The organism is uncultured Exiguobacterium sp. (assembly GCF_964277885.1).
In the GTDB taxonomy this organism is placed as follows: Bacteria; Bacillota; Bacilli; order Exiguobacteriales; family Exiguobacteriaceae; genus Exiguobacterium_A.
The window spans coordinates 1979142-2004187 of record NZ_CAXYJR010000005.1 but is presented as its reverse complement, the minus strand read 5'-3'; the positions used below and the strand labels follow the sequence as shown (position 1 = coordinate 2004187).

Below are 25046 nucleotides of genomic sequence, written 5' to 3'. Positions count from 1 at the left end.
GGAAATGTCGTTATGGTCTAGTTACAGCCAAGCCACAGACCGTTTGTTGGCTAGTATGACTAACTCGATGGAGGAATGACAAAATGAAACTTTGTACAATCGGACTAGGATATATTGGATTACCTTCTTCTGCGATGTTCGCGGATCACGGCACGGAGGTCGTAGGTGTCGACATCGATCCACAAATCGTCAACCTTCTGAACACGGGAACGATTCATATTGAAGAACCAGGACTCGAGGATGTCATCAAACGGGTCGTCGCCAACGGAAAATTCCGAGCGACACTTACGCCAGAACGAGCCGATGTGTTTTTAATCGCCGTCCCGACACCGAACTTGAATGATACGTATAAATCATGTGATTTAAAATATGTTATTTCAGCGGTCAACAACATGTTGCCTTTCCTTGAAAAAGGAAACGTCGTCATCGTCGAATCAACGATCGCGCCACGCACGATGGATGACCATGTTCGTCCACTGATTGAAGAAGCCGGCTTTACGATTGGTGAAGACGTTTATGTCGTTCATTGCCCAGAGCGTGTGTTACCAGGGCAAATCTTACACGAGCTTGTTCATAACAACCGGATCGTCGGAGGATTGACGCCAGCATGTGCAGAGGCGGGAGCAGCCGTCTACGAAACATTCGTTCAAGGGGAAATCGTTCGGACGGACGCGAAGACAGCTGAAATGTCGAAATTGATGGAGAATACGTTCCGTGATGTCAACATTGCTCTCGCGAATGAATTGACGCAAGTATGTCATCAGCTTGAGATCAACGTCTTAGACGTCATCGAGATGGCAAATATGCATCCACGAGTGAACTTGCATCATCCGGGACCGGGAGTGGGTGGTCACTGTCTCGCAGTCGATCCGTACTTCATTGTCGCAAAAGCCCCATCGCTTGCACGCATCATTCATACGGCACGACAAACGAATGTCCAGATGCCACAATTTGTCGCTGAACAAGCGGCTCGTCTCGTCGGTTCACGTGTTCGTCCGAAAATCGCCGTCTTCGGTGTGACGTATAAAGGAAATGTTGACGACATGCGCGAGAGTCCAGCTGTCGAAGTCATTGAACAATTGCTCGATCGTGGGCTCGATGTCGCTGTCTGTGATCCACACGTCGAACGTTCGATCTCGACACGATTCGAACTCGTCGATGAGCTGGAAGCAATCCAAGGCGCTGATTTAGCACTCGTCTTAGTCGACCACGATGAATTCAAACAATTCGATTCACGTCGTCTCGCAAACTATATGCGGACACCGTTACTTTTCGATACAAAAGGAATTGTCCGTGAACTCGATGCGGTCAAGGTCCTCAACTTCGGTAACTTGCATACGCACCGCGTGACGGAAGTGGATGCGAAAGCAATATGAATGCGTTGCGAACGATCGGAGGGGAGCTGAAAGATCATCTGTATCTGATCTTTCGGCTGTCACTCTATGAAACAAAAAGTCAGTATAGCATGCAGTATCTAGGTTGGTTCTGGGAGATCATGACGCCACTCCTTCAGATTGGGGTGTACTGGGTCGTCTTTGGCTTTGGTATCCGTGGTGGACATCCTGTTGACGGAATTCCGTTCGTCTTTTGGCTCGTTAGTGGCCTGATCGCATGGTTTTTCATCGGAAGTACGATTCCAAGTGGATCAAGGTCGATTTACGGTCGGGTCGCGCTCGTCTCCAAAATGCATTTTCCGTTAAGTACGATTCCGGCATATGTCATTTTGGCGCAATTTTATCGACACCTTGCGATGATTGCCTTGACGATCATTTTAGGGAGTGCGTTTGGTTACTTCCCAGGGTGGCATACACTCGAGCTATTTTATATCGTTCCAGCCGGCGTCATCTTTCTCTATGCCGTCTCGTTGTTATTGTCTGCTCTTGCTACGATGATACGAGACGTCCAGAACATGGTGACATCCGCGATAAGGATGCTGATGTATTTAACACCGATCATGTGGATTCCACCAGAACATTCACTGTTTAAGATGCTGTTGATGTTGAATCCGCTCGTCTATTTGATTGAGGGGTACCGCTCCGCCTTGATCGGAACCGGTTACTTGATGGATCACATCTGGTATGGCGCTTATTTTTGGAGTGTGACACTTGGTATCCTGCTCGTCGGAGCAGCGGTCCATATTCGTTTCCGACGCTACTTCATTGATTATGTATAGGTATAGGAGGAAAGACGATGAGTCACGTCGTGTTTGAGAACGTTTCAAAACGGTACATGCTCTATGAGCGTCCAATCGATAAATTAAAGGAAGTATTATTTGGAAAAGTGAGCGGAAAATCCTTTTATGCGCTCAAAAACGTCTCCTTCTCTGTTGAAGAGGGAGAAATCGTGGGAGTTGTAGGAATCAATGGCAGTGGGAAATCAACATTATCCCATTTACTTGCTAACGTCACACCGCCTACATATGGACGGGTCACGTTAGGAGGAAAATCAGCACTGATTGCCATCTCGAGTGGATTGAACAGTCAACTGACAGGTCGCGATAACATCGAACTCAAAGGATTGATGATGGGACTGACTAAACGGCAAATCGAGGAGATCACACCGGAAATTCTAGAGTTCGCGGATATCGGAGAGTTCATCGATCAGCCAGTCAAAACCTATTCGAGTGGGATGCGGGCACGTCTTGGTTTTGCCATCTCGATCAATATCAATCCAGATATCTTGATTATCGATGAGGCCTTATCCGTTGGCGATCAAACATTCACTGAGAAATGTCTCGATAAGATGCGCGAATTCCGGGATCAAGGAAAAACGATTTTTTTCGTCAGCCATTCCTTGAATCAAGTCAAAAGCTTTTGTACGAAGATTCTTTGGCTGGAATACGGCGAAGTGCGCTTATTTGGTCCAACAAATGAAACACTCGCGGAATACAACAAATATTTATATTGGTACAAACAGTTATCTAAAAAGCAAGCCACTCACTATGTTTCGAAAAAACGAACCGGTCGAATTGGTGACATTGAGCAACAGATGAGAGGCGAGACGATCGAACGATCGTCATGAAATGAGATAGGGGATGAAGTAGATGAAACGTGTCATGCTTGTATTCGGAACACGACCTGAGGCCATTAAGATGGCCCCCGTCGTAAAAGCACTTGAAAACCGCTCAGACGTCGAACCAATCGTCGTCGTAACGGCGCAACACCGAGAAATGCTTGATCAAGTACTTGAATTGTTCCAGATCACTCCGGACCATGACTTGGATTTGATGCGTCCGCGTCAAACGTTAGAGGAAATGACAGCGCGTATCCTCAATGCGATGCGTCGAGTTCTCGAAAAGGAACAGCCGGATCTCGTCCTTGTCCATGGGGATACGACGACGACGTTCGCTGCTTCTTTAGCGGCGTTCTATCAACAGATTCCAGTCGGTCATGTTGAAGCAGGACTGCGGACGTATGAAAAGTATGCGCCGTTTCCGGAAGAGATGAACCGTCAATTGACAGGGGTGTTGGCGGATTATCATTTTGCTCCAACCGAACAAGCGGCGATGAATTTACGTGCTGAGAATAAACAGACACCAATCATTGTAACGGGCAATACGGTCATTGATGCACTCAAAACAACCGTTTCTACTAGCTACACGCATCCTGTTCTGACGCGACTTGAGAAGTCAGGACGAAAACTCGTCTTGCTGACGGTACATCGCCGTGAGAATCATTTACAACTGGCGACGATTTTTGATGCCATTGAACGGTTGGCAAATGATCATCCGGAAATCGAAATCGTTTATCCAGTCCATCCGAATCCAGTCGTGCTAGAAGCAGCAGCTCGTTTGGAACATCATCCGAGGATTCAGTTGATTGAACCGCTCGATGTCTTTGATTTCCATAACCTGGCAGCGCGTGCTTCCTTCATCCTGACAGATTCAGGTGGGATTCAAGAAGAAGCACCTTCACTCGGCGTTCCCGTTCTTGTCTTACGGGAGACGACGGAACGACCTGAAGGCGTCGAGGCTGGAACCTTGAAACTGGTCGGTACGAATCCAGAGCGCATCTATGCGATGAGCCATCAATTATTGACGGACGAAGCCTTCTATCAATCGATGGCGCAAGCTGCGAATCCGTATGGTGATGGACAGGCAGCAGAGCGAATCGTCGATGCGATCATGAGTGAGGTACCGGTATGAATAAGGAGCTGACTGTCGCGAGCTATCAGTTTTTTCCGTTCGGTACGCAGGAAAAGATTTTGCTCGAAGATGCAGCGCCGGGGGTGTGTTTTGATTTTCAGGATGCGATAGCGACTGACAAACTGTATCTGCAACTATTCGATCAAGGCTTTCAACATCCGCCTTCAAAACTGTATCGAAAAGACGCTGAACTAACAGGGGACATCATTCAAGTGACGTGCCGCTTTGAAGTGGAGGAACCATGTGTCGTTCAAGTATTCAAGATGCAGTATGGACAGAAGAAGCGTATGGTTTCTGAGACAGAGCAGCTGACGTTGACGAATGAGACGATCGTACAGCTCGAGATGGAGCGTGTGCCAGGAGCGGCTTATTTCAAAATCGCCTGGAAGTTCTTAAACGAAGGGAGCTTCCGGGTCCATCTCCGCGAACTCGCTATCGCGCAATACGTCAAGGCAGAGGAGGAAGCAACCTATGCTGTTTAGTTCGACGATTTTTTTATTTTTGTTCTTGCCGGCAGTACTGCTCGTGTACTATGTGCTACCTCGGACATTCCGTAACGGCTGGCTGTTAGTTGCCAGCCTGTTCTTTTATGCGTTCGGAGAACCACGCTTCGCCTTACTGATGCTACTCAGCGTCGCGATCAATTACTTCTTTGCCCTATTCGTTGATCTTTACCGGCAACGTGTCGGAGTGAAATGGATCATGTTTAGCATGATTGTCGTCAATCTCGGATTGCTTGGCTGGTTTAAGTACAGCGGATTTTTTGTCCGCTCCGTTAATGAATCATTTGGACTGAGTTGGTTCGTTCCGGAAGTCGTCTTACCGCTCGGGATTTCCTTTTATACATTTCATGCGATGAGTTACGTCATCGATATTTATAAAGGGAAGGAATCGGTGCAAAAGAATCCGCTCGACCTTGCCCTTTATATCGCGTTTTTCCCGCAACTTGTCGCAGGTCCGATTGTCCGCTACAACACGATTGCAAGTCAGATCGAATCGCGTCAAGAGACGGTATCGGATTTTGCGCGGGGTGTTCGTCGCTTTACGATCGGACTATCGAAAAAATTGATTCTTGCGAACGGATGTGGTCAAGTCGCAGACGCTGTCTTTAATATGAAAGACCTTTCGATGGGACTAGCATGGATTGGAATCATTGCTTATGCCTTACAGATCTATTTTGATTTCTCTGGATATAGCGATATGGCGATCGGGTTAGCACTGATGTTCGGATTCCATTTCCTAGAGAACTTCAACTACCCGTATATTTCAAAATCCGTGTCAGAATTTTGGCGTCGTTGGCATATCTCACTCGGATCCTGGTTCCGCGACTATGTTTATATTCCGCTAGGAGGGAATCGCGTTTCGCCGTGGCGGCAATATCGAAATCTGGCAATCGTCTGGATGTTGACAGGCCTTTGGCATGGTGCGAGTTGGACATTCGTCGCCTGGGGTGCATATTACGGAATTTGGATCATGCTTGAGAAAGCATTTCTCGGGAAATGGCTGGAGCGCATGCCAGTCGTCTCGACAGTCTGGACGCTGGTCCTCGTGCTCGTCGGTTGGGTATTCTTCCGTTCAGAGACGTTCCCGGAGGCAGTTACGTATATTCAAGCGATGTTTGTACCCGATGTGCTATGGGATGATCGGGCGAGTTACCAACTCGTTCAAAATGGTGTCCTGCTCCTTGTCGCGTGTATCGCGGCGACACCGATTCCAAAATATCTCGGAGAACGTGTCGTCGTCTCTCTCGGGAAAGTCGGAACGACGATGCAGTATGGGTACGCCATGTTGATGTTGTTCCTTGCGACATCGGCGCTCGTTGCGAGTACGTTTAATCCGTTCATCTATTTCCGGTTCTAATAAGGAGGTCTATTCATGGAACAGCCATTGATGAAAACGCAACAGCACACGAATAAAAAACCTTCTTTCGAACGAATCATGATGTGGGTGACGAGTATCAGTTTCATTGTTGTGTTACTGGCGATCGGACTCGGAACGATTGTCCGGGAAGACCGTGTCCGTTCCCAGCTTGAGAACCGGACACTTGCCCAATCGGTCGATCCGACCGTCGAGGGAATCGCCACGGGGAAAGATATGCTCAAGATGGAGACCTATTTCACGGATCAGTTACTGTTGCGAGGAACGTTCGTCGAGATACAGGCGCTTTTATCAAAAGATGTCTTTCGACAGCCGTTTCGCAATGGCATTTATACGGCAAAAAACGATTATATGATTGAACCGAGTGCATCAGGAAACGTAAAAATTCCGCTAGCCTTCAAACAATTCGTTGAAGAAGTCGATCGTCCGGTCTATATGGCGTTAGCACCGTCTAAAACCGTCATCGCGGAACGGGACAAACTAATTCCGTCTTATGTCGCTTCCAATGCGAGGGTACGTTACGAAGGAATGGTACGAGACTTTAAAGCAGCGGGGATGACCAATCTTTCTTTGCAGAAACTGAAGTTAAGTGACTACTTCAAGACGGATCATCACTGGAACATCGATGGTGCAACAGAAGCTTACCAAGTCATCACAAAAGGGATGAGGCTGTCAACAGCGTTACCTGAGACGAAGTGGCGGAAAGAGGATCAACATGCTTACTACGGATCTTTAGCTCGAAAAACGACGCTCTCCTATGCGGCGTCCGGTGATCGTCTGGATTACTATGCTCCTGCGTTCTTCAACGGCATTGATGTTTGTTATGAAGGGAAATGTGGACGTCCTGTCATCGATGAATCATTCGTCAAACAAGAAGGTGATTACGTCGATCGGTACGAGGTATTCCTTCGTGGAAATCACGGTATCATGTCAATGAAATCAGCGGCGAATCGAAATCGTCCGACGATCTTGGTCTTAAAGGATTCGTTTGCGAATCCTGTGTTACCGTTGCTTGCGAAAAGTGCCAACTTAGAAGTCGTGGACATCCGATACGTTCCAAAATCATTTGACGTTTCCCGATTCGCCAAACAAAAGCAAATCGATTCAGTGCTGTTTCTGCACAACTCGAACATTGCCGGTTTGATGAAGACGTACGAGGACAAATTGTGAAGGAGAACAGAGTATGAAATCACGCATCGATAAACGAAGACCTCCGATCATATGGCGCGTCATCAGTGCGCTTCTGCTCGTGGTCGTCCTGGTTGCTAGCGCTTCGACGGGACTGGCATTTTTAAAAATCCAACAAACGGCACATTCCTTTTTACAGCCGTTGGATGGAAAACAAGCAAAGCCGCTCGCATCGATGCAGCCAGTCAATGTCCTTTTGATCGGTGTGGATGAGCGTAAAAATGATAAGGGACGGGCAGATGCGATCATGCTACTCTCGTTTAATCCGAAAACGAAGCAAGCGACTTCGTTGTCCATTCCACGCGACATGCAAGTCACAATACCGACGGGTGAAAAGACGAAGATCAATCATACGTATGCCTATGGTGGGGTGAAGGAGACGGTCGAAACGGTGGAACAGACGTTTGATGTCGATATTCCATATTACGCTAAGATTAATATGGATGGTTTGATTGAATTGGTTGATGCTGTTGGCGGTGTCACAGTGGATAATCCATCCGCCTTCAGCTGGAACGACCGCCGTCTACAAAAGGAGTATGAGAAAGGAAAAATTCATTTGACCGGTCTAGAAGCGAGTGGTTATGCACGTATGCGAAAACAGGATCCACTCGGCGATATGGGCAGACAGATTCGACAACGTCAAGTTTTAGAAGCCGTCGGTGCTAAACTGGCTGGACCTCGTTTACTGACCAAGATGGAAGAAATCACGAATGTCATGAAGCATAATTTCGCGACGAACATCGGTTTTGACGTGGCGGCACAACTTGCTCAAGAAAATCAGCCGGGATTCAAACAGCTGAAACCATTAAAGCTAGACGGAGAAGGCTATATCGCAAACGATGGGGTATGGTACTTCTTTGCATCGGATGAATCCATGAGACAAACGAAAGCTAAACTTCACGCCATCCTCGCGTCTTCTTAAAAGCACAAAAAAGAACTGTCTACCAAACGGATGGTTCTTTTTTGTCGTGTTTCATCCAACCGAATCACTTTGGTTCAAAAGTCTTATTTTCTGTTCGAATCATCAAATAGGCTTTGACAGGACTTGTAAACGGATGCAGAATGAAAACGATTACATAACAAAGGAGATGGCTATCGTATGAAACGCATAAGATCCGTTTGTATCGTTGCGCTAACGTTTGCACTAATATTTAGTGGACTGTCTTTATCCGGTCAAGCACTGGAAAAAGGAAAGTCTACATTGGTCATCATTCACTACAAGGAAGACCCGAATGCCACGAAGGATTGGAACCTGTGGTTATGGACAAATGGTCCGGATTATTTTCCGAATAAAGCACATGCCTTTAATGGTGAAGATGCTTACGGAAAAATCGCAGCTTATGAATTTCCAGTCGATCAGCCGGAAAAAGTCGGCTTCATCGTGCGAGATGATAACTGGAACAAGGATGGGGGATCTGAGAACGATCGTTTCATCACGAAAGATATGATTAAAAACGGAGTTGCCGAAATCTGGATCGAGTCGGGAAGCAAGGACATCTCGACGGTCAATCCGAGTAACGGAACAGATGTCGAAAAAATCGACACGAACATCCACTATTATCGATATGACAATGATTATGACAAATACGGCGTCTGGTCTTGGCCGGAAGCGCAAGATGGCAAACGATTCGAATTCGATCAGCAGGATGCGTTCGGTGCCATTGCGAAAGTAACGCTTGATAACCCAACGAAAGCACGTCTTGCAGGCGTCATTCCTCATCTGGAGGGCTGGTCAGAAAAAGACGGGGCTGATCGTTTCTTCTATGCAGGGGCGAAAGACATCTGGTTGATCGAAGGGGACCAAACGATTTACTATAGTAAACCGGAAATCGATCGTACACCGAAAATCACGAGCTTTTTAGCGGATGATTTCCGGACGATGACGTTAAAAACGAACGCACCGATGACGGCAGAAGACTTAAAGACATTCACGTTTGAGGGCGTGACGAATCCAGTCGTGTCAGCAATCGATGCTAAGACAGCGAAAGTCGAGGTCGCTTCTGATATCGATTTAGCAAAAGTCGTCCGCGTGACGCACCCTGTTTTTGGAGAAGCAGTTCTTGAAGCCGGGAAGGTATTGCGTTCGAAAGCATTTGATCAAAAGTATGCCTACGATGGCAAGCTTGGTGTCGACTATCAGAAATCGAAGACGACATTCAAGGTCTGGGCGCCGACAGCGCAAGCCGTTGAGCTTGAACTATATCGCTTACCGAAACAGCAAGCAGCTACGACAAAAGATATCACGCGAGAAATCGAGATGAAGCGAACGGATCGTGGTGTGTATCAAGTGACGGTCAAGGGTGACCTTGACGGTGTCGGTTACACGTATGAAGTCAAGCACGCAAAAGAATCGACACGTGCGGTGGATCCATATGCGACAGCAGTCGCCGTCAATGGCGACCAAGGAGTCGTCGTCGACTTACGCGAGACAAATCCGAAGCGTTGGACGAACGGGAAAATGCCACTTCGTCATGCGACAGACGCAATCATCTATGAATCACACGTCCGTGATTTATCAATGTTTGATGTGACGAATTCAGGTTACGATTCCGGCATCAAACAAAAAGGCAAGTACCTTGGCGTCATCGAGCCGGGTACACGTTTAACGAAGGATGGCAAGAAAACGAAGACGAAAACGGGTCTTGATCATCTGAAAGAACTTGGTATCACACACGTTCAGTTCATTCCGGTCTATGATTTCAACACAGCATCCGTCGATGAGACGAATCCGCTTAAATCATACAACTGGGGTTATGATCCGAAGAACTACAATGCACCAGAAGGATCGTATGCGACAAATCCGTATGATCCAAAAGTCCGGATCACGGAAATGAAACAGATGATTCAAGGATTACATGACAATGGTCTACGTGCCGTCATGGATGTCGTTTATAACCACATGTTTGACGCAAAGGCTTCGAATCTCGATAAGATCGTACCGGGTTACTACTACCGCTATACAGAAGGCGGCGATTTAGCGAACGGAACAGGTGTCGGAAACGATACAGCGTCTGAGCGTCAAATGATGCACAAATTGATCGTGGACTCGGTTTCCTACTGGGCGAAAGAATACCACTGGGACGGATTCCGCTTTGACTTAATGGGCATTCACGACGTCAAGACGATGAACGCCGTTAAACAGGCGACGAAGCGAATCGATCCGTCGATTCTTGTGTTCGGAGAAGGATGGAGCCTTAGAACACCACTTCCGGATTCAGAGAAGGCGAACCAAACGAATACAAAACAAATGCCAGGAATTGGACATTTCAATGATAATTTGCGTGACGCACTCAAAGGTAGTGTCTTTGAAGACACGGATGCTGGATTCATCAACGGGAAAACGGGTCTTGAGACACGCATCAAACGTGGTATCGTCGGCGAGATTGCTTATGATAAAGACATTCAAGGATTTACGCAAGAACCAGATCAAGCGATCACGTATGTTGAAGCACATGACAACCATACGCTCTGGGATAAGTTGAACCTGACGAACCCACAAGATACGGAAGCGACGAAAACGAAGATGCATCGCCTGGCTTCAAGCATCTTGCTGACGTCACAAGGAACGACGTTCATCCATGCAGGACAGGACTTCATGCGGACGAAGGGCGGCGATCATAACTCGTACAAATCACCGGATTCCGTCAACCAGCTCGACTGGAAACGGAAGATGGACCGTCAACAAGATGTCGATTATATGACTGGATTGATTGCATTACGTAAAAAAAATCCAGTACTACATTTAGCAACAGCAAAAGACATTCGTCGTTACCTGACGTTTGAAGCAGCGCCGGCACAAGTCGTTGCGTACCGACTAGATGACGCTGCGCCGCAACAAAAAGATGATCTCTACGTCATTCACAACGCGAATCGAACAGCAGTCGACATGAAGCTACCAAAAGGTCAATGGAAGCTGCTCGTAGATGGCAAACAAGCGGGAACAAAAGCGATCCGTAACGTTTCAGGTACGGTTCGTGTCGAAGGACTTAGCTCGTTCGTCTTAGCAAAATAATCGAATATACGAGAAAGGACGTTCCGCAGTTTGCGGAACGTCCTTTCTTAAAGTGAGGATATACGATTACGCGTAGCGTTCATCGGTTTCCTCGTCTTCTTTGATGTTACCTTCTTCTGATTTCGAGACGATGACGGCACATGCTGCGTCACCTGTGATGTTGACGGCTGTCCGCATCATATCCAGGAGACGGTCGACACCGATGATCAATGCAATCCCTTCGACCGGTAGATTGACCGATTGAAGAACCATCGTCAGCATGACAAGACCAACACCTGGTACACCGGCGGTTCCGACCGATGCGAGAACAGCTGTCAGGACGACCGTCGCAAGTTGTCCTGGCGTCAGGTCAACTGCATAGACTTGCGCGATGAAGACAGTCGCGACCCCTTGCATGATCGCCGTACCGTCCATGTTGATCGTCGCGCCGAGCGGTTGGACGAAACTTGAGACGGAGCGTGGAACTTTCAGCTCTTTTTGAGCCGTTTGCATCGCGACAGGAAGTGTTGCGTTCGACGAAGACGTCGAGAAAGCAAACAACATGACAGGTGCGAACTTTTTAAAGAAGAAGAACGGATTCATCTTCCCAAGAAGTGAGACAGTTGAACCGTACGTCAGCATAGAATGGACGATCAGCGATAAAATGACGACGCCCATATAAAGTCCCATTGCTTTTAACGAGTTCCATCCTTGTGAACCGACGGCTGATGCAATCAAAGCGAACGCACCGAGTGGGGCCATCTTCATAACAAGCGTGATCAAGTACGTCATCAATTCGTTTCCCTGTTCGACGAATGTCCGTAACGTCGAAACTTTCTTACCAAGGAACGTGATCCCAAAACCAACGAACACACTGAAAACAATGATTTGAAGCATGTTGCCTTCCGCCATCGATGTGATCGGGTTCGTCGGGAACATACCGACGATTGTATTAATCAAGCTCGTATCGGGAAGACTTCCGCTATCATATTTTAGATTGTTTGTAGCAAACGTACCGAACGTACCTGGTTTAATCAATAATGACAAACCGAGAGCGATGACAATTGCGACAGCCGTCGTCGTCATGAAGTAAGTGATCGCTTTTCCACCCACACGACCCAATTCTTTTGGATTACCGAGCCCCATGACGCCGAGGGTGATCGAGAAGAAGACGATAGGTACGACGAGCATCTTGATCAGGTTCAAGAAGATCGTTCCAATCGGTTGTAGAGCATATTTATTTAATCCCTCATAAATCGACTTATCTGGTAAGCTAGCAAGAATGATTCCGAGAACCACCCCGAGAATTAAGCCCCAAATGATGCGTTTTGCTTCTTTCATACGTGATGTCACACTCCTTTGTTTGATAATTGTCTATATTTTGACACATTATCACCCTTTTTGACAAAACATTTTAAAAAATATATGGTAACGCTTACAAAAAAGTTTCTGAATTTTGATGCAGGAATGACCAGATTTTGTTGTCAAACGGATGCAAGCATGAGAGGATAGAAAGGAACAAAAAGGAACAGCGTAGGGTACAGAAAAGTCGCTTGAATCAACTGTTGACCAAATTGTATATTCCTACTATAATGTTGTATGACGTGTCTGACACGTTTCCTTTAGTCGGTAATATCGGAGGGAGGGAAAACTAGTGGAAACTCGTGTACGTAAAAATGAATCACTTGAAGACGCACTTCGTCGCTTCAAACGTGGTGTTTCAAAAGATGGTACGCTTGCAGAAGTTCGTAAACGTAAACACTACGAAAAGCCAAGTGTAAAACGTAAGCTTAAATCGGAGGCTGCGCGTAAGCGTAAGAAGTTCTAACGTTAGAGAGGGTGTATCCTCATGAGTCTTCAGGAGCGTTTGACAGCGGATATGAAAGATGCCATGCGTCTTCGCGAAAAAGATCGTCTCACGACGATTCGTATGGTGAAATCATCGCTGCAAAATGAAACGATCAAACTCGGTAAGCAAGAATTGACAGACGAGGAAGAATTAACTATTCTTTCACGTGAAATGAAGCAGCGCAACGACTCCCTCCGAGAATTCGAAAGCGCTGGTCGTCACGATCTCGTCGAGAAAATTCAAGCAGAGATTGTCGTGCTCGAAGCTTATATGCCAAAACAGCTTTCCGAGGAAGAAGTACAGGAAATCGTCGACGCAGCTATTGCGCAGACGGGTGCCTCTGCTCCTTCGGATATGGGGAAAGTAATGGGTGTCGTCATGCCGCAGCTTAAGGGCAAGGCGGACGGTGCCTTGATTAATCGACTCGTCAAACAACGTCTCGCTTAATACATGGAAGGTGTCCCTCGGGACACCTTTTTTTGTCGTTCCTGTCACACTTTTTAAGTTTCTTGATGAATTCAGAATAGTCATGAAACCTTTTTGTTTTGAAAGCGTATATAATTATAGTAACGAATCAAAGTGCAAAAGAAGTAGCTTCTGACACGAATGAAAAGGGGTGAACGTACGCATGACGTTTAGCTTAGGGATGATTTTGGCGGTCTTCATGATCGGGGTCCTCATGTTACTAGTCGAAATATTCGTCACAGGGTTCGGAATCTTTGGCGTCCTCGGAATCGGTGCTGTCCTTGCTAGCTTGATTATGGCAGGTGCGACCGTCGGGCAAGTCGGTTTAGCCATTGGGCTTGCGGTTTTTCTGTCACTTGCGGCCGGATTCTGGGCGTATCGCAGAATCAAATCAAATCAGTCACTACTTTGGAGAGGTTTGATTTTGACGGATTCTACATCGTCTGAAAAAGGTTACCTTTCCCATCAAGACAAAGTGCAACTGTTAGGACAAGAAGGAGTTAGTCTGACGCCGTTACGTCCGTCAGGAACGATTGAAATCGATGGAAACCGAATCGATGCCGTGACAGAAGGGACTTTCATTCAAGCGGGGGAAACAATCGTCGTAAAAGAAGTGACGCACGGACGCGTCATTGTTAGAGTCCAACATACGAAGGAGGAGTCCCACACATGACACCTGAATTATTGACCGTATTACTCATATCTGGAGGAATCTTGATTTTCCTCGCCGTTTTCTTCACGCTCGTCCCGATTCCACTCTGGATTAGCTCGCTCGCAGCAGGCGTACGCGTATCAATCTTTACATTAGTCGGGATGCGTCTTCGTCGAGTAACACCATCAAAAATCGTCAATCCGTTGATCAAGGCAGTTAAAGCGGGATTGAACTTGAATACGAACCAACTGGAAAGTCATTTCCTTGCAGGTGGTAACGTTGATCGTGTCGTCAATGCTTTGATCGCAGCACATCGGGCGAATATCGAGCTGAGCTTCGAACGCGCAGCGGCAATTGATCTTGCGGGTCGTAACGTTTTAGAAGCTGTTCAAATGTCGGTTAACCCAAAAGTCATCGAGACACCATTCATCGCTGGTGTGGCGATGAACGGGATTGAAGTAAAAGCGAAAGCCCGGATCACGGTCCGTGCGAACATTGATCGTCTCGTCGGTGGTGCTGGTGAAGAAACAGTCATCGCACGTGTTGGTGAGGGTGTTATCTCAACCATCGGTTCGTGTAATGACCAAAAAGAAGTACTTGAGAATCCAGAAATGATCTCGCGGACGGTTCTTGCAAAAGGACTCGATTCAGGGACAGCGTTCGAAATTCTCTCAATTGATATCGCAGACATTGATATCGGTAAGAACATCGGTGCGGTCCTTCAAACGGATCAAGCAGAAGCAGATAAGAACATTGCCCAAGCGAAAGCGGAAGAGCGTCGCGCAATGGCGATCGCAAGCGAACAAGAGATGAAATCGCGTGTTGAAGAGATGCGTGCGAAGGTTGTCGCTGCTGAAGCGGAAGTACCGCTTGCTATCGCTGAAGCGATGCGTGACGGAAACTTTGGCGTCATGGATTATGCGAACTACTTGAACGTGACGGCCGATACGAAAATGCGCCAAGCAATCGGTGGACAATCATCACCACATGACTCGCAGTAAAGGGTGAGACGGTATGAGTATCATATGGGTCGGATTGATGATCGCATTCGGTGTCATCTCCGTCATCTCAAAAGCAGCGGATAAAAAACCGAATCAGACGAACCGGACGCCTTCAAAAGAGTTTGGGGAGTATGTGAAGCAAATGGTCGAACAGGTGGATACGATGCGACAAGAGACAGCGCCTCCACCTGTCGTTCGGAAAAAAGCACCCGCAAAGAAACAACCGGGAGTGACCCAGACGAAAGCACGACCGGTTCATGAGCGAACCGAGTTACAGAAACGTTTGGATCAACGACAAAAACAGCATTCGAAAAAAGGGATGCCTTCTTCAAATATTGGTGAAATTAAAGACAGCGTGGCAGACGGTGCTATAGGAACGTCAAGTCGTTCGGCATCAGCGACGACACTCTCGCAAGACGAAATGCGACGTGCCATCGTCTGGAGTGAGGTTCTTGGAGCACCTGTCTCTAAACGAAAACGATGATGATTAGATAAGAAGTCGATCCCGTGAAACATAAGGGGTCGACTATTTTATTCCCTAAAAGGTGGAAACGGGTTTTTCTTTCCATCTTTTCGGTGGAAGTGCTAAAGTGGAAGAGATTAGATATGAAGCGATGACAACTTGTTATCCATGACTAGGAGGCCATTCACAACGTGATATTCAACGAAAGAATCCCATTTGCATTTTCGAATTCAGAACAGATTCAAGCATTCGTCGGTCCGAATGACGCAGTCTTACGTACGATGGAAGCGGAACTCGAAGTTCAGCTTACACATCGTGGAGATGAACTGTTGGCACAATCCGAACAGGAACAGTCTGTGATCTTAGCAGGACAAGTCGTTGGTGTCCTAAAGCAACTTGTGAATCGTGGAGCCGTTTTGACGGAACGTGACGCGACGAGCGCCATTCAACTCGCGCGTCAAGATCGTGTGGATGAACTACTGGAACTTTACGATACGATCATCCACACGAATCATAAAGGAAAACCACTTCGTGCGAAAACGCTCGGTCAAGCGCGTTACGTCCGCGGGATTGATCGCTGTGATTTGACATTCGGTATCGGACCGGCGGGGACCGGGAAAACATATCTCGCAGTCGTGATGGCTGCAAAAGCACTGAAGGAAGGACACGTCAAACGGCTCGTCCTGACGCGCCCAGCAGTAGAAGCAGGAGAGAATCTTGGGTTTCTTCCTGGCGATCTGAAAGAAAAGGTTGATCCATATCTACGTCCTCTATACGATGCGTTACACGACGTGCTTGGTGTCGAACATACGGCTCGTCTGCTTGAGCGTGGTGTCATCGAAATTGCGCCGCTCGCTTATATGCGTGGACGAACACTGGAACATGCTTTTGTCATTCTTGATGAAGCGCAAAATACGACACGTGAACAAATGAAGATGTTCCTGACGCGTCTTGGATTTCATTCGAAGATGATCGTTACAGGTGATTTGACACAAGTCGATCTTCCGCGCGGAAAAGCGTCTGGTCTACAAGAAGCGTTGCATCTGCTCGGAAATGTCAAAGGCATTCATTTCGAACACTTCGGCTCAGCTGATGTCGTGCGTCACCCACTTGTCCGAAAAATCGTTGATGCTTACAGTCAGGAATTGACCTAAGCCGTTACGGAAATAGAGGGAAAAGGGGGAGATGATATGCGCAAGGTTGGGGTCTGGGTCGGACTTTTGACAGTAGTATTCTATCTCGTCGTATCAACGATGATGTATGTCAGTGTCCGACCAGAAGCCTTGTCCGCAGAACCATTCTCAATTGCAGAAGAAGACATTCGGTCGCCTTTGACGATAGAGGACCGGACAGCGACGAATCAAATAAAGGAAAATGCGATCGCTGCAATCGAGAGTCAATACACGATCAAACAAGAGTATGCAGCACAGCAAATTGATAAAGTCGAACAACTTTTTGCGAGTTTATCCGGTATTAAAAAGGCGGATGAAATTAGTAAAATCAAGCAACGCCTTCGCGGTACAGAGGCATCATCCTTGCTCAAGGATGATGAACTGCGACTGCTCGTGACATCGACCACGACTCTTCGGAATACGACGCGTGATGTCGTCATCACCGCAATCGAAGAAGCAATGCGTCAACGCATCTCGTCCGATGGCGGCGAAGTAGCGGAGGCACGTGAGAATGCCCGGACTGATATCGAACGATCACCACTATCCTTTTCACTAAAAGCGGTCGCTAAAGCACTGACTGATCAACTGATCGTGACGAACTACGTCTATGATCCGGAAAAGACAGAACAACTCCGTAAACAGACGAGTGATAAAGTCGAACCGGTCATCATCTCGGAAGGGGAAGTAATCGTCAAACGAGGCGAAGTGATTTCGCAAGACGCTTATCGGCAACTACAACTGGTCGGTTTAATTTCTGACCGTCAGTCGTTGAAACCGTTACTTGGGGCGATGCTTGTCAGTGCATTGATGACCGCCTTCTTATTTGGGTTCATTCAACGCTCGAAGTTGCGGTATGCACAAATGGGCCGTATCCGACTATTTGGTCTTGTCTACCTCGTCGTCAGTTTACAATTACTCGTCATGTACGGCATGGCCTTTTTAGCAGACGACATCAATCCTGCTCTTTACTTACTCACACCGACCGCTTTTGCTTCGCTTGTCCTGCGTAATTTATTGAACGAACGGATTGCATTATCAAGTTCGCTCTTCACAGCTCTTGCCGGAACGTTCTTCTATAGTACGAATCAGAACTTCAGCTTCAACATCGCGATCTATTTATTAGTCGGCGGTTTAGTGGCGACGTTTTTCTTACGATCCAGTTTGTCGCGACGTCGTATTTTTATGAGTAGTGTGTCGATTGCCGGAGCAAACATCGCCATTTTCTTAGCATTCGTTCTATTGCGTAGTGGCACGTTCGAATTACGTGAAACATTGATTTTAGTCGGTTTTGCGATTGCTAGTGGAATTTTGAGTGCCGTCCTAGCGATTGGACTATTGCCGTTCCTTGAAATGACGTTTGGTATCTTAGCACCGACGCGTCTGCTCGAACTATTGAATCCGACGCATCCCTTGTTGAAGAAACTCTTGGTCGAAGCGCCAGGAACGTATCATCACAGCATGATGGTCGCGAACCTCGCGGAAACGGCTTGTGAAGCAATTGGAGCAGATGGGTTGCTCGCACGAGTCGGAGCCTACTATCATGATTTAGGGAAAACACGACGACCGCTTTATTTCATTGAAAATCAGCATGGACGTAATCCACATGATCGATTGACACCGGAAGAGTCGGCACGTGTCATCTTGGCACATACGGAGGATGGTGTTGAATTGCTCGCGGATGCTAAACTGCCTGCCGCGATCATCGATATTTGTCGCCAGCACCATGGAACATCGTTGCTTCGATATTTTTATGTCAAGGCAGCAGAACAAGGTGAGGTCGACGAGGAGACGTTCCGTTACACGGGTCCGAAACCACAAACGCGTGAAGCGGCCGTCATCATGATTGTCGACTCGATTGAAGCGGCCGTTCGTTCGATGAAAGCTCCTTCGGAAGAAGGAATTCGGGACTTGGTCGCGAAAATCATTCGTGAAAAGATGATGGATGACCAATTTGCGGAATGTGACATTACGACACGCGAGATTTATCGCGTCGGTGAAAGTGCATGTCATACCTTATCCGGTTTGTTCCATGAACGAATCGAGTATCCAGAATTAAAGAAAGAGGCAACGAGATGAACATTTATATGACAGACGAAAATAATCGTCTAACGGAAGAACAACGACAGCTTGTCGAATCGATTTTGATTTATACGTCGGAACAAGAAGAAGTAGATCCGAACAGTGAGTTGTCCGTGACTTTCGTCTCAAACGATGAGATTCAAGAGATCAATCGTGAATGGCGTGGGAAGGATCAAGCGACAGACGTGATTTCCTTCGCAATGGAAGAACTCGGTGAAGATGAAATCGATTTTGGATTACTGGAAGACGAACCAATCGTCCTCGGCGATTTGATTATTTCCGTAGAACGATGCCGTGAACAAGCGGCAGAGTATGGCAATCATTTTGAACGCGAACTCGGTTTCCTCGCCGTCCATGGCTTCCTCCATTTACTCGGATACGATCATATTGAAAAAGCGGACGAGGAAGTCATGACGAAGCGACAGGAGGAAATCCTGCATCACTTCGAGTTATATCGGGGCACATTGTGAAAAGCTGGTGGCAACCGTTTCAGCATGCCATGAATGGATTGCGCCAATCGATTCGAGAAGAACGGCACATGAAAGTTCACGTAACAGTTGGTGCTATCGTGTTACTTGTCGCCTTTTTATTACCATTGACGTCTGTCGAGCGAGCGATCATCTTCTTGACGGTCGGAATTGTCATTAGTGCGGAGATGTTTAATACAGCGTTTGAGCGTATCGTGGATCTCGTGACACGAGAGTGGCATCCGCTGGCTAAAGCAGTCAAAGATATCGCGAGTGGTGCTGTTTTAGTGTTGGCGCTTACATCTGTTGCAATTGCACTATGCATCTTCATCCCATATTTGGTACAATAAGAATCCGGCCTTTTTGGCCAATACCGTTCCTAAGAAGGGGAAAATGAACATGAAAACAGAACAATTACTCGAACAAGCTAAACGTGCACGCGAAAAAGCGTATGTTCCATATTCGAAATTCCAAGTAGGTGCTGCTTTACTAACGAAGGACGGACAAGTCTTCCACGGCTGTAACATTGAAAACGCTGCATACGGTCTTTGTAACTGTGCAGAACGGACAGCCATCTTCTCTGCGTGGGCACAAGATGCGCGCGAGTATGCAGCGATGGCTGTCGTTGCAGACACGGAAGGACCGGTCGCACCATGCGGACAGTGTCGCCAAGTGTTATCTGAAATGTGTGATGCGGATATGCCGATCTATTTGACGAACCTTAAAGGAGATGTCACTGAAACAACAGTGGGTGCCTTGTTACCAGGAGCATTCACGAAAGGGGATTTACATGTTTAAAGAAGGATTCAAATCGGGCTTTGTCTCGATCATCGGACGCCCGAACGTCGGAAAATCGACATTTCTCAATCGCGTCATCGGACAAAAGATTGCCATCATGTCTGATAAGCCACAAACGACGCGAAATAAGATCCAAGGTGTTTATACGACAGAAGACGTTCAGACGATCTTCATCGATACACCAGGGATTCACAAACCAAAACATAAACTCGGCGACTTCATGATGAAGGTCGCGACGAACGCATTGCGTGAAGTTGATGCGATTTTGTTCATGGTCAACGTGACGGAACCAAAAGGAAAAGGTGACGATTTCATCATTGAAAAATTGAAGGAACTCGATACACCCATCATTCTCGTCATGAATAAGGTCGACTTGATTCATCCGAATGATATTCCGCCAATCATCGAGTCATATAAAAATGAGCTCGAATTTGCGGCAGTCGTTCCGATCTCTGCGTTACAAGGGAACAACGTCGGACCGTTACTTGAAGAAATCGCGAAGATCTTACCGGAAGGACCAATGTATTACCCGGCGGATCAAGTCACTGACCATCCGGAGCGTTTCATCATCTCAGAGATGATCCGTGAGAAAGTCCTGCAAAAGACACGCGATGAAGTACCACACTCGATCGCGGTCGCGATTGATCAAATCAAGACGCGTGAGAATGGAAACATGGTCGATGTCCATGCGACGATCTTGATCGAGCGCGATTCCCAAAAAGGAATCATCATCGGTAAACGCGGAGCACTTCTAAAAGAAATCGGCTCTGAAGCACGAACGGACATCGAGATGTTACTCGGAACGAAAGTTTACCTGAACTTGTGGGTCAAAGTCCAAAAGGATTGGCGCAATAAGGCCGGTCAATTGCGTGAACTTGGCTTCCGCGATGACGAGTATTAAGCGATGATCGATAAGGCGGAAGGGCTTGTACTACGAACGGTCGTATACGGTGAATCGAATAAGATTGTCACGCTACTGACACGTGAATACGGCAAGCTCGCCGTCATGGCGCGAGGAGCGAAGAAGCCGGGTAGTCGTTTCAATGCGGCAAGCCAGCCTTTCGTTCGAGCCGTCTATATCTATCCACGGTCACGTGGTCTCGGTCAGTTGAAATCGGCAGACGTCATCACGAGTCATGCGCATATCCGGCAAGATGTCGTCTTGATGGCGTATGCGATGTATCTACTGGAACTTGCAGATAAAGCGCTTGATGAACGAGTGCCGCAACCGGCACTGTACGATTTATTCGTCGAAGGACTGGAGGCGATGGATGAAGGACTGGATCCCGACGTCGTCTCCTTCATCATTGAGTTGCGCCTGTTGCGTCATCTAGGGATTGCGCCACACTTGAACGGTTGTACGATTTGCGGGAGTGCTGAAGCACCGTTTGCTTTTTCGTTACACCACGGCGGTCTACTCTGTCGCCGGCACCGTCATGAGGATGAACATGCCGTCTTCATGTCAGAAGCAGTCGCGAAGATGCTCTATGTGTTTTCCGTCTATGATTTCTCGCGGATCGGTACCGTGACGGTGAAGCCGGAAACGAAGCGTCTACTACGTCAAATCATGGACGCTTATATGGAACGCTATAGCGGGTTACGTCTGCGGTCCAAACGCGTTCTCGACCAGTTGATTGATTTCGGCAACGATTGACAGCAACAAGCGGGTTCGGTAGAATGAATGCGGAAGAAGCAACTAAATGAACACGATGACGAAAAGGAGTACCGTCTTTTTCTCAATCAAGCGATTCCAGGGTGGTGTGAGCTGGGAGTGAGAGGGGCGCGAACGGCGTTTCGGAGTGTTCTTTGTCAAAAAGAGTGGCATGCGATTGCATGCAAGTAGGGTGGAACCGCGGGCTCGTCTCGTCCCTATGTGCAACGATTGTTGTACATAGGGGCGTTTTTTGCGTTCCTTAATCATTTCGGAGGTGAAAGTCGTGAAGATGACAGTACAAGACATGATCTTGACATTACAAAAATTTTGGGCAGAACAAGGCTGCTTGACGATGCAAGCATACGACGTAGAAAAAGGAGCCGGTACGATGAATCCGATGACATTCTTACGGAGTCTCGGACCAGAACCATGGAACGTTTGTTATACAGAACCATCACGCCGTCCAGCTGACGGTCGTTACGGGGAAAACCCGAACCGTCTGTATCAACACCATCAATTCCAAGTCATCATGAAACCATCACCTGACAACATTCAGGAATTATACTTACAAAGTCTCGAGTTGCTCGGTATCAATCCACTCGAACATGATATCCGTTTCGTAGAGGATAACTGGGAGAACCCGACATTCGGTGCTGCAGGTCTCGGCTGGGAAGTATGGCTGAACGGAATGGAAATCACGCAATTCACGTATTTCCAACAAGTCGGTGGAATCGAGTGTAATCCGATCGCAGTAGAGATCACTTATGGAATCGAGCGTCTTGCGTCGTACATTCAAGACGTTGAGAGTGTCTTTGATCTCGTTTGGACGGATGGCTTCAAATACGGTGATATCTTCTATCAACCGGAGTTCGAACATTCGAAGTATACGTTTGAAACATCAGATGTCGCCTTACTCTTCACGTTGTTCGATCAATATGAAAAAGAAGCGAATCGTGCCTTGGACGAGAACCTCGTCTTCCCAGCGTATGATTACATCTTGAAATGTTCACATACCTTTAACCTTCTCGACGCGAAGGGTGCGATTTCCGTCACGGAACGTACAGGATTCATCCATCGTGTCCGGAACATGTCGCGCCGTTGTGCGCAAAGTTTCATCGAAGAACGGGAACGTCTTGGCTTCCCATTGATCAAGTCGAAAGCAGGTGAGTCACATGCATGAATTATTACTTGAAATCGGTTTAGAAGAGATGCCGGCTCGATTCGTCCTTCAATCCGAAACACAACTCAAGGAACGCGTGACGCGTTTCCTTGAAGAAGCTCGGATTGAGTTCACAAGTGTCGAATCCTTCTCGACACCACGCCGTCTTGCAGTGTATGTCAAAGGTCTCGCAGCACGTCAAAGTGACCTCGAAGAGACGCTAAAAGGACCAGCAAAACGCATCGCGATGGACGAGGCAGGGAATTGGACGAAAGCAGCCGAAGGATTCGCGCGTGGTAAAGGGTTAACGACGGACGATCTCTTCCTTGGAGAAGAAAAAGGAGTCGAATATCTCTATGCGACACGGAAGGAAGTCGGACAAGCGACAGCCGATCTACTTCCTGGACTAAAACAAGTCGTCGAAGCGATGACATTCCCGAAAAACATGCGTTGGAGCACACAATCATTGCGTTACATGCGCCCGATTCGCTGGTTGATTGCGCTTCTTGACGATCAAGTCATCCCGTTTGAAGTCGCATCCGTCGAAACAGGTCGGACATCACGTGGACATCGTTTCCTCGGACAGGATATCACGATCCTGCGTCCGAACGCTTATGTCGAAGCGCTCGCAGGAGAAAACGTCATCGTCAGTTATGAAGCACGTCGTCAATTGATCGAAGAACAAATCGCAGCGCTTGCGGCACGCGAACAATTCGAAGTGCCAATTGATGCGTCTTTACTTGAAGAAGTCACGAACCTCGTCGAGTATCCGACAGCCTTGTTCGGTGCATTCGATGAAGCGTATCTTGAGTTACCAGAAGAAGTCTTGATTACGACGATGAAAGAACACCAACGTTACTTCCCGGTCAAACGTGACGGTGCATTGCTCCACTATTTCGTCACGGTACGAAACGGAAACGCAACACATCTTGAAAACGTCGCACGCGGAAACGAAAAAGTCATCCGTGCCCGTTTAGCCGATGCGCAGTTCTTCTATGAAGAAGATAAAAAAGCAGATATCGATGAACAGGCGAAGCGTCTTGATAAAATCGTCTTCCATGAAAAATTAGGAACGACAGGTGAAAAAGTCCGTCGCGTCCGTCAGATGGCACTCGCACTTGCCGATCGTGTCGGTGCGGACAAAACACGTGTTGAACGTGCAGGACAAATCTATAAATTCGATCTCGTCAGTCAAATGGTCTATGAATTCACGGAATTACAAGGTCTGATGGGTGAGCGGTATGCAAACATGAAGAATGAGGATCCGGAAGTCGCGGCTGCGATTCGTGAACATTACATGCCACGCTTCGCGGGGGATGCAAGTCCGGAGACACCGACAGGAACACTCTATGCGATTCTTGATAAGATGGACAGCGTCGCTGGATTCTTTGGTGTCGGTATGATTCCGAGTGGATCAGCAGATCCGTATGCATTGCGTCGTCAAGCACAAGGGATTGTTCAGATTTTATCCGATCGTAAGTTGAATCTGACATTGACTGAACTGATTGCTTTCGTCGTTTCAGAACAGGTGGCAGCAGGTCTTTATGCGAAGGATGCCGAAGAAGTTCAAGCTGCATTACAAGACTTCTTTGCACAACGCTTGAAATACCGTCTATCGGAAATGAACTTCCGTCATGATGTCGTCGAAGCCGCTCTGGATCATACGTTGACAGTCGAAGCGAATGAGCAACGTGCTGCGATGCTTGAAAGTGCAACGAAAAAAGAATCGTTCAAGAAAACGGTCGAACAACTCAGCCGTGTCTTAAACATCTCGAAAAAAGCAGAAGACGTCACAACTGTTAATCCAGCGCTCTTTGAAAATGATGCAGAACGCGCGTTGCATGAGGCGATTGAGAAGACCTTGCCAGAGGTCGATCAAGCCATCGCGTCACTTGATTATGAACGAGCGCTTGAGGCACTTGAGGCAACCGTTCCGTCGATCACAGCCTACTTTGACGGTACGATGATCATGACGGACGACGAAACAGTCCGTACGAACCGCCTTAGCGAAATGAAACGATTTGCGCAAGCCATCGAATCAGTCGCCCGGTTCAATGCACTTACTTTAGCGTAAAGAAAAAGGACG

Annotated in this window: 23 protein-coding genes and 1 pseudogene; 23 read left to right on the top strand and 1 reads right to left on the bottom strand. The window is 47.4% G+C overall.

The features are described 5' to 3' along the window. Positions 1 to 83 precede the first annotated feature (83 nt). From ACHWTJ_RS12330 to pulA, 9 genes and pseudogenes are all read left to right on the top strand, one after another. Positions 84 to 1376: a nucleotide sugar dehydrogenase gene (locus ACHWTJ_RS12330; RefSeq protein WP_294743005.1), complete on the top strand. Its 1293-nt coding sequence runs from the start codon at positions 84 to 86 to the stop codon at positions 1374 to 1376. Further along, complete coding sequence (locus ACHWTJ_RS12325) at positions 1373 to 2173, top strand: ABC transporter permease (protein WP_294743003.1); 801 nt, start codon at positions 1373 to 1375, stop codon at positions 2171 to 2173. Before ACHWTJ_RS12330 ends, ACHWTJ_RS12325 begins: the two co-directional genes overlap by 4 nt. A gap of 17 nt (positions 2174 to 2190) precedes the next feature. Continuing rightward, a pseudogene (tagH, locus tag ACHWTJ_RS12320) lies at positions 2191 to 2931 on the top strand (teichoic acids export ABC transporter ATP-binding subunit TagH); the annotation flags it as partial. Between the two features lie 112 nt (positions 2932 to 3043). Continuing rightward, entirely contained in the window at positions 3044 to 4144 is a 1101-nt protein-coding gene (gene wecB, locus ACHWTJ_RS12315; RefSeq protein ID WP_294749685.1) for a non-hydrolyzing UDP-N-acetylglucosamine 2-epimerase, read from the top strand. Next, the gene (locus tag ACHWTJ_RS12310; RefSeq protein WP_294742997.1) at positions 4141 to 4626 is read left to right on the top strand and encodes a hypothetical protein; all 486 of its coding nucleotides are present in this window, start codon (positions 4141 to 4143) and stop codon (positions 4624 to 4626) included. Before wecB ends, ACHWTJ_RS12310 begins: the two co-directional genes overlap by 4 nt. After that, complete coding sequence (locus tag ACHWTJ_RS12305; protein WP_294749683.1) at positions 4616 to 6004, top strand: MBOAT family protein; 1389 nt, start codon at positions 4616 to 4618, stop codon at positions 6002 to 6004. The genes ACHWTJ_RS12310 and ACHWTJ_RS12305 overlap by 11 nt, the downstream gene beginning before the upstream one ends. A 15-nt stretch (positions 6005 to 6019) precedes the next feature. After that, positions 6020 to 7192, top strand: a complete 1173-nt coding sequence (locus ACHWTJ_RS12300; protein WP_394679789.1) for a DHHW family protein — start codon at positions 6020 to 6022, stop codon at positions 7190 to 7192. Positions 7193 to 7205: 13 nt separating this feature from the next. Further along, entirely contained in the window at positions 7206 to 8132 is a 927-nt protein-coding gene (locus tag ACHWTJ_RS12295) for an LCP family protein (RefSeq protein ID WP_294749681.1), read from the top strand. 177 nt (positions 8133 to 8309) lie between these two features. Next, complete coding sequence (pulA, locus tag ACHWTJ_RS12290; protein ID WP_394679788.1) at positions 8310 to 11222, top strand: type I pullulanase; 2913 nt, start codon at positions 8310 to 8312, stop codon at positions 11220 to 11222. A gap of 66 nt (positions 11223 to 11288) precedes the next feature. Here pulA and ACHWTJ_RS12285 read toward each other — a convergent pair whose 3' ends face one another. After that, entirely contained in the window at positions 11289 to 12542 is a 1254-nt protein-coding gene (locus tag ACHWTJ_RS12285) for a dicarboxylate/amino acid:cation symporter (protein ID WP_294742985.1), read from the bottom strand. Positions 12543 to 12855: 313 nt separating this feature from the next. Between ACHWTJ_RS12285 and rpsU the strand changes: the two genes are divergently transcribed. The 14 genes from rpsU (at position 12856) to glyS (ending at position 25034) form a co-directional block, all read left to right on the top strand. Next, positions 12856 to 13029, top strand: a complete 174-nt coding sequence (gene rpsU / locus ACHWTJ_RS12280; protein WP_012369719.1) for a 30S ribosomal protein S21 — start codon at positions 12856 to 12858, stop codon at positions 13027 to 13029. 21 nt (positions 13030 to 13050) lie between these two features. Beyond that, complete coding sequence (locus ACHWTJ_RS12275; RefSeq protein WP_035409225.1) at positions 13051 to 13497, top strand: GatB/YqeY domain-containing protein; 447 nt, start codon at positions 13051 to 13053, stop codon at positions 13495 to 13497. Positions 13498 to 13678: 181 nt separating this feature from the next. Further along, positions 13679 to 14188 (top strand): NfeD family protein, encoded by a 510-nt coding sequence (locus ACHWTJ_RS12270; RefSeq protein ID WP_394679787.1) that lies wholly within the window; start codon positions 13679 to 13681, stop codon positions 14186 to 14188. Then, entirely contained in the window at positions 14185 to 15168 is a 984-nt protein-coding gene (floA, locus tag ACHWTJ_RS12265; protein WP_294742975.1) for a flotillin-like protein FloA, read from the top strand. Before ACHWTJ_RS12270 ends, floA begins: the two co-directional genes overlap by 4 nt. 13 nt (positions 15169 to 15181) lie before the next feature. Beyond that, positions 15182 to 15652, top strand: coding sequence for a hypothetical protein (locus tag ACHWTJ_RS12260; RefSeq protein ID WP_294742972.1), 471 nt, complete (start codon positions 15182 to 15184; stop codon positions 15650 to 15652). Between the two features lie 170 nt (positions 15653 to 15822). Beyond that, a complete protein-coding gene (locus ACHWTJ_RS12255; protein WP_294742970.1) occupies positions 15823 to 16785 on the top strand; it encodes a PhoH family protein in 963 nt (320 codons plus the stop codon). A gap of 36 nt (positions 16786 to 16821) precedes the next feature. Further along, entirely contained in the window at positions 16822 to 18879 is a 2058-nt protein-coding gene (locus ACHWTJ_RS12250; RefSeq protein WP_294742968.1) for an HD family phosphohydrolase, read from the top strand. After that, complete coding sequence (gene ybeY / locus ACHWTJ_RS12245) at positions 18876 to 19352, top strand: rRNA maturation RNase YbeY (protein ID WP_294742966.1); 477 nt, start codon at positions 18876 to 18878, stop codon at positions 19350 to 19352. The genes ACHWTJ_RS12250 and ybeY overlap by 4 nt, the downstream gene beginning before the upstream one ends. Continuing rightward, entirely contained in the window at positions 19349 to 19699 is a 351-nt protein-coding gene (locus ACHWTJ_RS12240) for a diacylglycerol kinase family protein (protein ID WP_294742963.1), read from the top strand. Before ybeY ends, ACHWTJ_RS12240 begins: the two co-directional genes overlap by 4 nt. A gap of 49 nt (positions 19700 to 19748) precedes the next feature. Next, positions 19749 to 20147, top strand: coding sequence for a cytidine deaminase (locus ACHWTJ_RS12235; RefSeq protein WP_023467498.1), 399 nt, complete (start codon positions 19749 to 19751; stop codon positions 20145 to 20147). Next, positions 20140 to 21048, top strand: a complete 909-nt coding sequence (gene era, locus ACHWTJ_RS12230) for a GTPase Era (RefSeq protein ID WP_023467500.1) — start codon at positions 20140 to 20142, stop codon at positions 21046 to 21048. The genes ACHWTJ_RS12235 and era overlap by 8 nt, the downstream gene beginning before the upstream one ends. A 3-nt stretch (positions 21049 to 21051) precedes the next feature. Then, on the top strand, positions 21052 to 21801 hold the full coding sequence (gene recO, locus ACHWTJ_RS12225) for a DNA repair protein RecO (protein WP_023467502.1): 750 nt from the start codon (positions 21052 to 21054) through the stop codon (positions 21799 to 21801). Positions 21802 to 22090: 289 nt separating this feature from the next. Then, positions 22091 to 22981, top strand: a complete 891-nt coding sequence (glyQ, locus tag ACHWTJ_RS12220) for a glycine--tRNA ligase subunit alpha (RefSeq protein ID WP_029341034.1) — start codon at positions 22091 to 22093, stop codon at positions 22979 to 22981. Beyond that, entirely contained in the window at positions 22974 to 25034 is a 2061-nt protein-coding gene (gene glyS, locus ACHWTJ_RS12215; RefSeq protein ID WP_294742959.1) for a glycine--tRNA ligase subunit beta, read from the top strand. Before glyQ ends, glyS begins: the two co-directional genes overlap by 8 nt. The last annotated feature ends 12 nt before the right edge of the window (positions 25035 to 25046 follow it).

Bases quoted from the DNA above. Each gene is read 5' to 3' on its own strand.
- ACHWTJ_RS12330 (WP_294743005.1), top strand. From the start codon at position 84: ATGAAACTTTGTACAATCGGACTAGGATATATTGGATTACCTTCTTCT.
- ACHWTJ_RS12325 (WP_294743003.1), top strand. From the start codon at position 1,373: ATGAATGCGTTGCGAACGATCGGAGGGGAGCTGAAAGATCATCTGTAT.
- wecB (WP_294749685.1), top strand. From the start codon at position 3,044: ATGAAACGTGTCATGCTTGTATTCGGAACACGACCTGAGGCCATTAAG.
- ACHWTJ_RS12310 (WP_294742997.1), top strand. From the start codon at position 4,141: ATGAATAAGGAGCTGACTGTCGCGAGCTATCAGTTTTTTCCGTTCGGT.
- ACHWTJ_RS12305 (WP_294749683.1), top strand. From the start codon at position 4,616: ATGCTGTTTAGTTCGACGATTTTTTTATTTTTGTTCTTGCCGGCAGTA.
- ACHWTJ_RS12300 (WP_394679789.1), top strand. From the start codon at position 6,020: ATGGAACAGCCATTGATGAAAACGCAACAGCACACGAATAAAAAACCT.
- ACHWTJ_RS12295 (WP_294749681.1), top strand. From the start codon at position 7,206: ATGAAATCACGCATCGATAAACGAAGACCTCCGATCATATGGCGCGTC.
- pulA (WP_394679788.1), top strand. From the start codon at position 8,310: ATGAAACGCATAAGATCCGTTTGTATCGTTGCGCTAACGTTTGCACTA.
- ACHWTJ_RS12285 (WP_294742985.1), bottom strand. From the start codon at position 12,542: ATGAAAGAAGCAAAACGCATCATTTGGGGCTTAATTCTCGGGGTGGTT.
- ACHWTJ_RS12275 (WP_035409225.1), top strand. From the start codon at position 13,051: ATGAGTCTTCAGGAGCGTTTGACAGCGGATATGAAAGATGCCATGCGT.
- ACHWTJ_RS12270 (WP_394679787.1), top strand. From the start codon at position 13,679: ATGACGTTTAGCTTAGGGATGATTTTGGCGGTCTTCATGATCGGGGTC.
- floA (WP_294742975.1), top strand. From the start codon at position 14,185: ATGACACCTGAATTATTGACCGTATTACTCATATCTGGAGGAATCTTG.
- ACHWTJ_RS12260 (WP_294742972.1), top strand. From the start codon at position 15,182: ATGAGTATCATATGGGTCGGATTGATGATCGCATTCGGTGTCATCTCC.
- ACHWTJ_RS12250 (WP_294742968.1), top strand. From the start codon at position 16,822: ATGCGCAAGGTTGGGGTCTGGGTCGGACTTTTGACAGTAGTATTCTAT.
- ybeY (WP_294742966.1), top strand. From the start codon at position 18,876: ATGAACATTTATATGACAGACGAAAATAATCGTCTAACGGAAGAACAA.
- ACHWTJ_RS12235 (WP_023467498.1), top strand. From the start codon at position 19,749: ATGAAAACAGAACAATTACTCGAACAAGCTAAACGTGCACGCGAAAAA.
- era (WP_023467500.1), top strand. From the start codon at position 20,140: ATGTTTAAAGAAGGATTCAAATCGGGCTTTGTCTCGATCATCGGACGC.
- recO (WP_023467502.1), top strand. From the start codon at position 21,052: ATGATCGATAAGGCGGAAGGGCTTGTACTACGAACGGTCGTATACGGT.
- glyQ (WP_029341034.1), top strand. From the start codon at position 22,091: ATGACAGTACAAGACATGATCTTGACATTACAAAAATTTTGGGCAGAA.
- glyS (WP_294742959.1), top strand. From the start codon at position 22,974: ATGCATGAATTATTACTTGAAATCGGTTTAGAAGAGATGCCGGCTCGA.